This window comes from Brachybacterium sp. J153 (assembly GCF_036311905.1).
In the GTDB taxonomy this organism is placed as follows: domain Bacteria; phylum Actinomycetota; class Actinomycetes; order Actinomycetales; family Dermabacteraceae; genus Brachybacterium.
In genome coordinates, this window is sequence record NZ_JAZDCH010000004.1 from 103233 (window position 1) to 115102 (window position 11870).

Sequence of the window (11870 nt, forward strand, 5' to 3'; positions counted from 1 at the left end):
ATCCTAGGTGAGCGCCTCGAGGACTCCCTCGCCGTACTCGGCGAGCTTCTTCGCCCCGACCCCGCTGATCGTGCCGAGCTGGTCGACGCTCGTCGGCGCGGTCTCGATGATCCCCACCAGGGTCGCATCGGAGAACACCATGTAGGGCGGGATCTGCCGCTCCCGCGCGACCTCCGTGCGCCACGCGCGCAGCGCCTCGAAGCGCTCCCGCGCGGCGGGCTCGAGCGCGTCGGCCGCCCGGGAGCCGCCCCCGGAGCGGGCGGACCGGGACCTCCCGGACCTCGTCGGGGCTCGGTCGACGGCGAGCTCGAGGGTCCGCTCGCCGCGCAGCACCGGGCCGGCCTCCGGGCCGGGGACGAGCACGCCGTACTCGCCGACGGACTCGACGATGCCCCCGGCCAGCAGCTGGCGCAGGGCCGAGCGCCACTGCCGCTCGGTCAGCTCGGTGCCGATGCCCCAGACGCTCAGCTGGTCGTGCCGCGACTGCCGCGAGCGATCAGATTCGCGGCCCAGCAGCACGTCGATGACCTGCCCCGAGCCGAAGCGCTGGTCCCGCTCCCGGTCCAGACGGATCAGCGCCGAGAGCAGCTTCTGCGCGGCGACCGTGCCGTCCCAGGTCTCCGGCGGACTGAGGCAGGTGTCGCAGTTCCCGCACCGCTCCTCGGCCTGCTCCTGCCCGAAGTAGCGCAGCAGGCGGGCGCGACGGCAGGTGACCGTCTCGCACAGCGCGAGCATCGCGTCGAGATGGGCGCGGGCGTTGCGCTTGAACTGCTCGCTGCCCTCGCCGTCGTCGATGAAACGGCGCTGGCTGACCACGTCGCCCAGCCCGTACGCCATCCACGCCGTCGACGGCTGCCCGTCGCGGCCCGCCCGCCCCGTCTCCTGGTAGTAGCCCTCGACGGATTTCGGCAGGTCCAGATGCGCGACGAAGCGGACGTCGGGTTTGTCGATGCCCATGCCGAAGGCGATGGTCGCGACCATCACCAGCCCCTCCTCGCGCAGGAACCGCTCCTGGTGCTCGTGCCGGACGGCCGCGTCGAGACCCGCGTGATACGGGAGGGCGGGCACTCCCTGGGCGACGAGCCACTGCGCGGTCTGCTCGACGGATCGCCGGGAGAGGCAGTAGACGATGCCCGACTCGCCGGGGTGCTCGGCGCGGACCAGGCGCAGCAGCTGCTCGCGGGCGCGGTCCTTCGGCTCGATCCGGTACTGGATGTTGGGGCGGTCGAAGCTCGCCACGAAGTGCCGGGCATCCTGCATCGCCAGGCGTTCGGTGATCTCCCGGTGCGTTGCCTCGGTCGCGGTCGCGGTCAGCGCGATCCGCGGCACCCCGGGAAACGCCTCGGCGAGGACCGACAGCCCCAGGTAGTCGGGGCGGAAGTCGTGCCCCCACTGGGACACGCAGTGCGCCTCGTCGATCGCGAAGAGGGCCAGCCGCGCCCGTCGCAGCAGGTCCTGGGTGCGGGGGAGGACCAGCCGCTCCGGCGCCATGTAGAGCAGGTCCAGCTCCCCGCCCAGCAGCTGCTGCTCGACCGCCTGCGCCTCGTGCGGCTCGAGCGTCGAGTTGAGGAAGGCGGCGCGCAGCCCCACCGCCTCGAGCGCCGCGACCTGGTCCGCCATCAGGGCGATCAGCGGGGAGATGACGACGCCGGTGCCCTCGCGCAGCAGCGCGGGGATCTGGTAGCACAGCGACTTGCCGCCACCGGTGGGCATCAGCACCACGGCGTCGCCGCCCGAGGCGACCTGCTCGATGATCGCCGCCTGCTCGCCGCGGAAGGCGTCATAGCCGAAGACGGTGGAGAGGATCGAGAGCGCGTCGGGGCCAGCAGTCATGCCAGCCAGCCTAAGCGGCGAGCGGCGGGGTCCCGGTCAGTCGCAGTCGTCGCAGACGCCGGTCGCGGGCAGGGCGAGGAAGCAGCTGGGGCAGACGGGGAGCGGACGGTCCGCCTCCGCGGTCGCGTCGCCGCGGCGCTGGAAGCAGGAGAGCTCCAGGCCGGTCTTCCAGTCGGCCTCGGCGAGCTCCGGGGGAGCGCAGTCCTTGGCGAAGGTGATGTACCCGGGGTACAGGTGCATCACGGAGCGGCCGGCCGCGTCGAGGGCGGTGACCGAGCCGTTGGAGGCGGTGCGGTAGAACTGCTCCGCTCCGGTGCGGTCGAGGTGCTCCCCGATCAGGCGGACGTCGCCGACGGACCAGCGGGAGTTCCAGGAGAGGGCTTCGTCACGGGTCATCCTCTGCCGCCCGGCGGCGAGTTCGTCCATGGGCTCAGGGTAGGCCAGGACCTCCGCCAGGAGAAGGGCGACCGACGAGGCCGGGCCATGGGACGCCGGGTCACGGGAAGGTCACGGGACCCCCGCAGACTTCTCATCGAGGTGACATGCGCGCATGCTGTGGTCCCCGACACCCCGCTCCCCGGGGCCGCCGGGGATCCCGGAACCGCCCTGACACAGGAGCCGCCATGAACGCAGAGGCCATGATGACCGCGGTCACCCCGACCCAGCTAGTCGATCGACTCACCGCCGCCGGTGCCGCCAAGGTCGGGTACTCGACCGGCACCACCCTGCTGCGGGCCGTGATGGGCGGGGCGATCCTCGCGCTCGCCGCCGCCTTCGCCGTCACGGTCTCCACCCAGACCGGTCAGCCGCTGCTCGGCGCGCTTCTCTTCCCGGTCGGATTCATCCTGCTGTACCTCATGGGCTTCGACCTGCTCACCGGGGTGTTCACCCTCGTGCCGCTGGCCTGGATCGCCCGCCGCCCCGGCGTCACCCTCTCCTCGATGCTGCGCAACTGGGGCCTGGTGTTCCTCGGCAACCTGATCGGTGCCGTGGCCGTCGCGGTCCTCATGGCCATCTACTTCACCTACGGCTTCTCGAGCGAGCCGAGCGCCGTCGGCCAGGCGATCGGTGAGATCGGCCACGGCCGCACCGTCGGCTATGCCGACCACGGCGCCGCCGGGATGCTCACCCTGTTCGTCCGCGGGGTGCTGTGCAACTGGATGGTCTCCACCGGCGTCGTCGCAGCCTTCCTGACCGACAACCTGCTGGGCAAGATCGTCGCCATGTGGATGCCCGTGATGCTCTTCTTCTACATGGGCTTCGAGCACTCGATCGTGAACATGTTCCTGTTCCCCTCGGGCCTGCTGCTCGGCGCGGACTTCACCCTCATGGACTACCTGATCTGGAACGAGATCCCGACCGTGGTCGGCAACCTCGTCGGAGGCCTGACCTTCGTGGGACTGCCGCTGTACTTCGCCCACCGCGCCCGCAAGGACGTCTCGGCCCCCACGCCGGAGGCCCCACGCGCCGGCGCGATCCCCACTCCGGCGCTCGCCGCGGGGACCACCCGATGAGCCGCCGCATCGTCGTCGTGGGCGCCGGCATGGTCGCCCACCGCTTCGCCGAGAGCCTGCTTTCCCGCACCGCGGAGCCGCTCTCCCTCACCCTCCTGGGCGACGAGGGCCGCGCACCCTACGACCGAGTGGGGCTGACCTCCTACTTCCACGGCGCCGACGCGGAGGCCCTCACCCTCGACCGCGCGCCGCTCGAGGACCCCCGCGTCACGGTGGTCCCGGGCGACCGGGCGGTCGCGATCGACCGGGACACCCGCAGCGTCCGCACCGCCTCCGGCGCGGAGCATCCCTACGACGAGCTCGTCCTCGCCACCGGCTCCTCCGCCTCCCGCCCGCCGATCGAGGGCGCCGAGGGCCCTGGCCGGTTCGTCTACCGCACCCTCGACGACGTCGAGGCGCTGCGGGCGGAGGTGGAGCAGCTCGCCGCCCGTCTCGACCGGCCCGTCCGGGGCGCCGTGATCGGCGGCGGCCTGCTCGGCCTCGAGGCCGCGGGCGCCCTGCAGCAGCTCGGCGCCGAGGCCACCGTCCTCCAGTCCGGGGACCGCCTGATGTCCGCCCAGCTGGACCTCCCTGCGGGCACCGCCCTGCAGCGGCTGATCGAGAAGCGCGGCCTCGCCGTCCTCACCTCCGCCCGCACCCGCCACATCCGCACCGGGGTCGGGGACGAGGTGCTCGGGCTCGAGCTCGAAGACGGCCGCGGCGTGGACTGCGATCTCGTCGTCCACACCGTCGGCGTCCGCCCCCGTGACGAGCTCGGCCGCGCGGCGGGACTCGCCGTCGGCCCCCGCGGCGGCGTCGCGATCGACGCGGGCTGCCGCACGAGCGACCCCGCGATCCTCGCGATCGGCGAGGTCGCCGCCTTCGGCGGGCAGTGCGTGGGCCTCGTCGCCCCCGGCTACGCCATGGCCGAGGTCGCCGTGGACCGGCTCCTCGGCGGGAGCGCCTGCTTCGAGGGCTTCGACCTCTCCGCCAAGCTCAAGCTGTCCGGAGTCGAGGTGGCGAGCTTCGGCGACGCCTTCGCGACCGCCCCCGGAGCCCTCGACGTCGTCTACGCCGATCCGGTGCGCGGCGTCCACACCAAGCTCGTCCTCTCCGACGACGCGCGCACCCTCCTCGGCGGCATGCTCGTCGGCGACGCCTCGGCCTACGGGGCGCTGCGTCCCCTCGTCGGCGGCCCCCTCGGCGCGGATCCCGCGGCGTACCTGCTGCCCGAGGGGGCCGGGGCCGCGCCGCGCGCCGAGCTGCCCGACGAGGCGGTGGTCTGCTCCTGCGCCGGGGTCACCGCCGGCACCGTCCGCCACGCCGTGCGCGAGGGCGGCTGCACCGACGCGGCGGCGGTCACCGCCTGCACCCGCGCCGGCGCCACCTGCGGCTCCTGCGTGGTGATGGTCAAGGGCCTGGTCTCCGCCGAGCTCACCAAAATGGGGCACACCGTCTCGAACGCCCTCTGCGAGCACTTCGACATGTCCCGCCGCCAGCTCTTCGACGCGGTGCGCGTCGCCGAGCTCACCACCTTCTCCGGGGTGCTCGAGCGCTTCGGCACCGGCCGCGGCTGCGACGTGTGCAAGCCCGTGGTCGCGAGCATCCTCGCCGTGCTCGTGCGCAATCACGTCCTCGACGGGGAGAACGCCTCCCTGCAGGACACCAACGACCACGTCATGGCGAACATGCAGAAGGACGGCACCTACTCGGTCGTGCCGCGCATGCCCGCCGGCGAGGTGACCCCCGCGGGGCTGGTGGCCGTGGGCCGCATCGCCGAGGACTTCGGGCTGTACACCAAGATCACCGGCGCCCAGAGGATCGACATGTTCGGCGCCCGCCTCGAGCAGCTGCCCGAGATCTGGAGCCGTCTGATCGACGCCGGCTTCGAGTCCGGTCAGGCCTACGGGAAGGCGCTGCGCGCCGTGAAGTCCTGTGTGGGCTCGACCTGGTGCCGTTACGGGGTCCTCGACTCGGTGGGCATGGCGGTCCAGCTGGAGCTGCGCTACCGCGGGCTGCGCTCCCCGCACAAGCTCAAGGTGGGGGTCTCCGGCTGCGCCCGCGAGTGCGCGGAGGCGCGGGGGAAGGACGTCGGCGTCATCGCGACGGCCCAGGGCTGGAACATGTACGTCGGCGGGAACGGCGGGGCGACCCCGCGCCACGCCGACCTGCTCGCCGAGGGCCTGGACGACGAGGCCCTCATCCGGGCCATCGACCGGTTCTTCATGTACTACATCCGCACCGCGGACAAGCTGCAGCGCACCGCCCCCTGGGTGATGGAGCTGGAGGGCGGCATCGACGGGCTGCGGGAGGTGATCCTCGAGGACTCCCTGGGGATCTGTGCGGACCTCGACGCGGCCATGGCGGCGCATGTCGAGGACTATCGCGACGAATGGGCCGCGACCCTCGCCGACCCCGCGAAGCTGCGGCGCTTCCGCTCCTTCGTCAACGCCCCGAGCACCCCCGACCCCTCGCTCGCCTACGTCCCCGAGCGCGGGCAGCGGCGGCCCGCGAGCCCCGAGGAGCGCCGCGAGGGCCATGTCCTGATCGCCGGAACCACCCTGGAGGTGCGCTGATGACCGCCCCGCAGACCGACACCGCGCCCGCGTCCTCGACCGACCGCACCGCGACGACCGCGGAGCCCCTCGCCTCCGCCGCGCGCTGGCTGCGGGTCTGCACGCTCGCGGACCTCGACGTCGAACGCGGCAGCGCGGTGCTCCTCGGCGAGGACCAGTTGGCCCTCTTCCGTCTCGCCGACGGCACGATCGTCGCGACCGACAACCGCGATCCCTACTCTGGGGCGCAGGTCATGTCCCGCGGGATCGTCGGCTCCCGGGGCGAGGTGCCGACCGTCGCCTCGCCCATGTTCAAGCAGGTGTTCGACCTCCGCACCGGCCACTGCCTGGACACCAAGGGCAAGGAGCCGGCCTCGCTGCACCTCTGGCCGCTCCTGGTGCGTGGCCATGAGGTGTACGTGCTGCACGGCGGGACGTGGTGAGCGGGGGAGCCCTTCCAGCTCACCCCCGCGGCGCGACCGGCAGCCACACCCGCATCGGCCCGATCTCCCGGTTCGCCCACGCGTAGTAGGGGATCGCGCGCCAGGCGTGCGGAGTCGGAGCGGCCGACGGGGCATCCCAGGGCAGATAAGAGACGCCGTCCTCAGGCGCGGCCGCGACCGCGCCCGGGAGATCGAGGGCGACCACCCCGTCCAGGTCCTCGAGCACCTGCTCGGCGACCGGTGCGGCGGGATCCACGAGCGCGTCGTCGACCCGCTCGGTGCCCTGCTGATCGGCCTGCTCGAGGGCGTAGACCAGGGGCCCGCGCTCGAGGGCCACCGCTCCACGGGAGGCGTCCGCACGATGCGGGGCGCGCACGAAGCGCGCGGTCATCGGCAGGTCCAGCACGATCTCCTCGCCCCGGACGAAGACCCGCTGCAGGGGGAGCGTCCCCGGCCGGGCCTCGCGCTCGCCCTCGGCCGTGGTGACCGTGGCGCCCTCCGCCCACGCGGGCACCCGCACCGAGAGGGTGCGCGGCTCCTCCGGCGCCGCGAGCACCAGGATCCGCACGCGCCCGCGATGCGGGTACTCGGTATCGACCGCGATCTCGAGTGCGCCGCCGGACCAGCTGCCGCTCGCGTACTGGTGCAGCTGCAGCCCGGCCTCGTCGGCGGTCGCCACGTACTGGTCGAGGGAGGAGAGCGTGCGCATCACGTTCGGCGGGCAGCAGGCGCAGTCGAACCAGCCGCGGCGGCCGTGGACGATGGACCGGCCCTCGTCGGCGATCGCCCCGTCGCGCAGCTGCAGCGAGTTGACGTAGAAGAACTCGGTGCCGGCCAGGGACACGCCCGGCAGCACGGCGTTGAACAGGAGGCGCTCGATCGCGTCGGCGTAGGCGGGATCGCCGGTGGCCAGCAGCAGGCGCCAGGCCCACTGCACGGCAGCGATCCCCGCGCAGGTCTCCGCGTAGCCGCGGTCGGTGGACAGCTCGAAGGGATCGCCGAAGGCCTCCCAGTCCCAGCGCGAGCCCATGCCGCCGGTCACGTACGCCTTGGTGTGCAGGGCGGTGGTGAACAGGGACCGCAGGTGCTCGAGGAGGTCCGTGTCCGAGTCCTCGATCGCGAGGTCCGTGGCGCCCGCGGCGAGATAGAGGGCGCGCACCGCATGCCCCTCGACCGTCTCCGTCTCCCGCACCGGCACCCGGTCCGAGAAGTAGCCCGGATTCGAGATCGCGTTCGCGTTGCGGCCGCGGGCATCGGTCAGGTGTCGGGCGAGATCGAGCGCGTCGCGGCGGCCGGTGAGCCGGAACAGCTCCACGAGCGCCATCTCGATCTCCGGGTGCCCGGGCACGCCCTGGTGCGCTCCCGGGGCGAAGACCTCGCCGAGATGGTCGAGGATCCGAAGCGAGACCTCGAGCAGGGAGTCCTCGCCCGCGGAGCGGGACACCGCGACCGCCGCCTGGAACAGATGCCCGTAGCAGTACAGCTCGTGGTTCCAGGCGAGGTTCGAATAGCGCTCCTCGCGGGAGTGGCGCAGCTGGTGCACGGCGTTGAGGTAGCCGTCCTCCTGCTGGGCGGCGGCGACCACCGCGATCACGTCCTGGAGCAGTCCGCGCAGCTCGGCGTCCTCGCCGCGGCCGAGCTCGTAACCGACCGCCTCGAGCCACTTGTAGGCATCGGAGTCCTGGAAGATCATGCCGCGCGCCTCGCCGGTCGCCGCGCCCGCCGCGATCCGGAAGTTGTCGAGCGTCCCGGACTCCTCGAGCTGGCGGTGACCCGCCCGCAGCGCGTCGTGGCGGTTGCGGTCCTGGCGCAGCGCCCAGAAGCCGCCGGTGATGCGACCGGCGCCCGGAGCGAGGGGACGCAGGGCGGTGGCCGCAACGGGGGCGACGGGCGGGGCGAGGGCGACGGCGGTGTCCTGCGGGGTCATGAGCTCTCCTTCGAGGCGGACGGTCGGCGGCAGACGGAGCAAACGTTTGCCGTGCGGCGGCCAGTATTCTCCGTGGGACGCGCGGCCGCAAGAGTCTCGCGTAGAGTCACCCCATGTCATCGACGCGCCCCACCTCCCAGGCCGTGCGGATCGCCGACGTCGCCCGCGCCGCCGGAGTTTCCGTGGGAACCGTCTCGAAGGCCCTCAACGGCACCGGCAGCCTGCGCGAGGAGACCCGGCGTCACGTGCAGGAGACCGCCCGCCGCCTCGGCTTCGTCGCCGATGCGCGCGCCCGCGGCCTTGTCTCCGGGCGCACTTACACCGTCGGGTTCGTGACCACCGACAGCTTCGGCCGCTTCCTGCTGCCGATCCTCCGCGGGGCCGAGGACGCCCTCGCTGTCGGCCAGATGGCCGTGATCCTCGCCGACACCCGAGACGATCCCGCCCGGGAGCAGCACCTGCTGCGCTCGCTGCGGGCCCGCCACGTCGACGGCCTGCTGGTCACCGGTCGCAGCACCGACCCCCGCGAGCCGCTCACCGTGGACATGCCCGTCGTCCATGCCTTCTCTCCGTCCACGGACCCCGCGGGCTACGCCGTGCTCAGCGACGAGGAGGAGGCGGCCGTGCTCGCCGTGCGCCATCTGCTCTCCCTCGGCCGGGAGCGGATCCTGCACCTCACCGGACCGGCCCGCCACCGCTCGGCCCAGCTGCGGGCGCGGGCGGTCGAGCGGGCCGCGGGGGAGCGCCTCACCGGAGCCGTGCAGCACGGCGAGTGGAGCGAGGAGTGGGGGAGGCGCGCGATCGACCTCGCCCTCGCCTCCGGCACCGCGTTCAACGCGGTCTGCGCAGGCTCCGACCAGATCGCCCGCGGCGCGGTGGACCGGCTTCGGGAGCTCGACCACGACGTGCCCGGCGAGGTCGCGGTCACTGGCATCGACGACTGGGACGTCATCGCCCTCGCCGCGCGGCCACAGCTGACCTCCGTCGACCTCTGCCTCGGCGAGATCGGCCGGCGCGCTGGGCAGATGCTGCTCGACCTCATCGAGGGTCGGGAGGTCGCCGAACCCCGCGTCGTCGTCGCCCCGCGCCTGCAGGTCCGCGGCTCGACGGTCTGAGCGCACCCTGGAGCACGAGCGCCAGCGGCCCGCTCAGCGCGCCGCGGGGGAGAGCTCGTGCTCGAGGTAGAGGGTCGCCGCACCGATCGCGGCGGCGTCGTCGCCGAAGGTCGAGGAGCGCAGCACCACCCGCTCCGGCACGCCCTCGTCCGGCAGCGCCCGCTCCCGCACCCGCGGCATGGCGAGCGGCTCGAGGATGCGCCAGTAGGGGCCGCCTATCAGCACCTGGCGCGGGTCGTGCACCCAGATCAGCGAGCGCAGTGCCTCGCCGAGCGCCGTGCCGTGCGCTTCGATCTGCGCCCGGGCGAGGGCGTCCGGGGGCGTGTCCGCGGAGCCGGTCGCGCGATGGGCGAGGGCCGCGAGGCGTGCGGAGGTCGAGGAGGGGCCGACGGGGCTCGGGGGCTCCGCGGATCCGGAGGAGTCCGACGGGGAGGCCTGGGCGGCGGGCTCCTCGCCGTCCGCGCGGGACAGCATCCCGGCGACGTCCGTGAAGGTGGACAGGCAGGCCAGGCGTCCGCACTGGCAGAGCTCCCCGGGCAGGCCCGTCGGCAGATGGCCGATCTCGCCGGCCTGGGTGGTCGAGCCCGCATGCACCCGCCCGCGCGCCGCGACGGCGGATCCGATGCCCGCGCCGACGTAGACGTACAGCGTGGTGTCCTCGCCCGTCGGCCGGTCGGGCGCCGCCGCGTCCTCGGCGCGCCGACCGCCCGCCCAGAGCTCCGCCGTCAGGGCGGCGGTGGTGTCCTTGTCGAGGACCACTGAGCGGCCGGTGGCCGCCGAGAGCTCGGCCACCAGGGAGACGTTCCGCCAGCCCGGCAGCCAGGGCGGGTTCAGGACCACGCCGGCCACGGCGTCGAGCGCGCCCGGGGAGGCGACGCCGATGCCGAGCAGGGCCTCGGCGGCGTCCCGCCCGTCGGCCGTGCTCCAGCCGTGACGGCGCAGATCCTCCAGCAGCGACTCGATGCCGGCGGCGATGCGGCGGATGTCGCCCGACGGGTCGTCCCCGGGCGGGGGCAGGGTGCGCTCGGCGACCACCTGCGCGTCCAGGTCCACGATCACCACGGAGATCCCGGCCGGGTCGAGGTGCACGCCCGCGGCGAGCAGGGAGCTGGGGACGATCCGCAGCACGGTGCGGGGCTTGCCGCGGCCCACGCCGCGGGTGCCGGCGGTCTCGATCAGGCCGCGCTCGAGCAGGCGCCGGGTGATGAGGGAGACGGCCTGGCGCGAGAGCCCCGTGCGCCGCATCACCTCGGACTGCGAGCTGCCTTCCCGGGCGCCGCGGATCGCCTCGAGCACGACGAGTTCGTTGCGCGCGCCGAGGTCCGACATCGATGCGCCCTGCGCCATGTGGGACCTCCTGCTCCGCCCGGTGGATGCCGCGATGTTCCCATACTCCCGGTGTGCGCGGAGGTGGCGTCCGTTGCATTTAGTCCAACAGTGTGAGTAGTCTACGTCACAACCCGAGGGCCGGTGCATCATGCCTGGTCCGACCCTAGATTCCGAGTTTCGGGAGTCCCCCATCATGATCCAGCCCCTGCGCATCGCCGTGCTCAGCGCGTGGCACGTCCACGCCGAGGAGTACGGCCGCGCCGCGCTCGACCACCCCGACACCGAGCTCGTCGCGGTGTGGGATGACGATGCCGAGCGCGGGCAGGCCCTCGCCGACACCCTCGGCGTCGAGTTCACCGCCGACCTCGAGGGCCTCCTGGCCCGCGAGGACCTCGACGGCGTCACCTGCACCACCGCGACCACCGACCACGACGACGTGCTCGGCCGCACCCTCGCCGCCGGCAAGCACGTCTTCACCGAGAAGCTGCTCTCGCCGAGCGTCGAGGGCTGCGATCGCCTGCTCGCCGCCGCGACCGAGAACGGCGTGCAGCTGACCGTCTCGCTCCCGCGCCTCTCGCACGGGTACACCGTCGCCCTGCGCGAGGTGCTCGAGGCCGGGACCCTCGGCCGCATCACCTACTCGCGGGTGCGCCTGGCCCACAACGGCTCCACCGCCGACTGGCTGCCCGCCCGCTTCTACGACCCGGCCGAGGCCATCGGCGGCGCCTTCTCCGATCTCGCCGCCCACCCGGTCTACCTCACCCAGCTGATCCTGGGGGAGGAGGTCACGAGCGTCCGCTCCGCCTACACCGACATGACCGGTCGCGGCGTCGAGGACAACGCCGCCGTCACCGTCACCACCCGCGACGGCGCCATCGGCGTCATCGAGACCGGCTTCGTCACCCCGTCCAGCCCCTTCACCATCGAGGTCCACGGCACCGACGGCTCGCTGCTGTACGGCTTCGACGAGGGGCGCATGCGCCTCGGCACCGCCGAGGGCTGGCGGGACCTCGAGGTCCCGGCGGACATCGATCCGCCCTTCGGCCAGTGGGTGACGGCCATCCGCACCGGCACCCCCACCGCCGAGAACCAGCGCCGCGCCCGCGCGCTCACCGCCCTCACGGTCGCCGCCAACGACGCGGCCGACCGCTGACCCCGACCCACCCCGAACCAGG

The 11870-nt window shown here is 73.4% G+C and carries 9 protein-coding genes; 5 read left to right on the top strand and 4 right to left on the bottom strand.

Annotated features, from left to right (window positions below; translation table 11 throughout):
- Positions 1-3: 3 nt before the first annotated feature.
- Entirely contained in the window at positions 4-1833 is a 1830-nt protein-coding gene (recQ, locus tag V1258_RS02145; protein ID WP_329748138.1) for a DNA helicase RecQ, read from the bottom strand.
- A 36-nt stretch (positions 1834-1869) separates the two neighbouring features.
- Entirely contained in the window at positions 1870-2259 is a 390-nt protein-coding gene (locus V1258_RS02150; RefSeq protein WP_329748139.1) for a hypothetical protein, read from the bottom strand.
- 215 nt (positions 2260-2474) lie between these two features.
- On the opposite strand from V1258_RS02150, the gene V1258_RS02155 reads away from it, so the two are divergent.
- Genes V1258_RS02155 through nirD form a run of 3 tightly spaced genes read left to right on the top strand, consistent with a single transcriptional unit; the run spans position 2475 to position 6324 of the window.
- Positions 2475-3347, top strand: a complete 873-nt coding sequence (locus tag V1258_RS02155; protein ID WP_329748273.1) for a formate/nitrite transporter family protein — start codon at positions 2475-2477, stop codon at positions 3345-3347.
- Positions 3344-5902, top strand: coding sequence for a nitrite reductase large subunit NirB (nirB, locus tag V1258_RS02160; protein WP_329748140.1), 2559 nt, complete (start codon positions 3344-3346; stop codon positions 5900-5902). The genes V1258_RS02155 and nirB overlap by 4 nt, the downstream gene beginning before the upstream one ends.
- A complete protein-coding gene (gene nirD, locus V1258_RS02165) occupies positions 5902-6324 on the top strand; it encodes a nitrite reductase small subunit NirD (RefSeq protein WP_329748141.1) in 423 nt (140 codons plus the stop codon). Before nirB ends, nirD begins: the two co-directional genes overlap by 1 nt.
- A 19-nt stretch (positions 6325-6343) precedes the next feature.
- On the opposite strand, the gene V1258_RS02170 is transcribed toward nirD, so the two are convergent.
- Positions 6344-8251: a glycoside hydrolase family 127 protein gene (locus V1258_RS02170; RefSeq protein WP_329748142.1), complete on the bottom strand. Its 1908-nt coding sequence runs from the start codon at positions 8249-8251 to the stop codon at positions 6344-6346.
- 113 nt (positions 8252-8364) lie between these two features.
- Between V1258_RS02170 and V1258_RS02175 the strand changes: the two genes are divergently transcribed.
- Positions 8365-9366, top strand: a complete 1002-nt coding sequence (locus tag V1258_RS02175; RefSeq protein WP_329748143.1) for a LacI family DNA-binding transcriptional regulator — start codon at positions 8365-8367, stop codon at positions 9364-9366.
- 33 nt (positions 9367-9399) lie between these two features.
- On the opposite strand, the gene V1258_RS02180 is transcribed toward V1258_RS02175, so the two are convergent.
- The gene (locus V1258_RS02180) at positions 9400-10713 is read right to left on the bottom strand and encodes an ROK family transcriptional regulator (RefSeq protein WP_329748144.1); all 1314 of its coding nucleotides are present in this window, start codon (positions 10711-10713) and stop codon (positions 9400-9402) included.
- 175 nt (positions 10714-10888) lie between these two features.
- Here V1258_RS02180 and V1258_RS02185 point away from each other — a divergent pair, with 175 nt between their 5' ends.
- Positions 10889-11848, top strand: coding sequence for a Gfo/Idh/MocA family protein (locus V1258_RS02185; RefSeq protein WP_329748145.1), 960 nt, complete (start codon positions 10889-10891; stop codon positions 11846-11848).
- Positions 11849-11870: the final 22 nt, after the last annotated feature.

Excerpts from the sequence above, each read along its gene's own strand:
- nirB (WP_329748140.1), top strand. The coding sequence starts at position 3,344 with ATGAGCCGCCGCATCGTCGTCGTGGGCGCCGGCATGGTCGCCCACCGC.
- V1258_RS02180 (WP_329748144.1), bottom strand. The coding sequence starts at position 10,713 with ATGGCGCAGGGCGCATCGATGTCGGACCTCGGCGCGCGCAACGAACTC.
- V1258_RS02150 (WP_329748139.1), bottom strand. The coding sequence starts at position 2,259 with ATGGACGAACTCGCCGCCGGGCGGCAGAGGATGACCCGTGACGAAGCC.
- V1258_RS02155 (WP_329748273.1), top strand. The coding sequence starts at position 2,475 with ATGACCGCGGTCACCCCGACCCAGCTAGTCGATCGACTCACCGCCGCC.
- V1258_RS02175 (WP_329748143.1), top strand. The coding sequence starts at position 8,365 with ATGTCATCGACGCGCCCCACCTCCCAGGCCGTGCGGATCGCCGACGTC.
- recQ (WP_329748138.1), bottom strand. The coding sequence starts at position 1,833 with ATGACTGCTGGCCCCGACGCGCTCTCGATCCTCTCCACCGTCTTCGGC.
- V1258_RS02170 (WP_329748142.1), bottom strand. The coding sequence starts at position 8,251 with ATGACCCCGCAGGACACCGCCGTCGCCCTCGCCCCGCCCGTCGCCCCC.
- V1258_RS02185 (WP_329748145.1), top strand. The coding sequence starts at position 10,889 with ATGATCCAGCCCCTGCGCATCGCCGTGCTCAGCGCGTGGCACGTCCAC.
- nirD (WP_329748141.1), top strand. The coding sequence starts at position 5,902 with ATGACCGCCCCGCAGACCGACACCGCGCCCGCGTCCTCGACCGACCGC.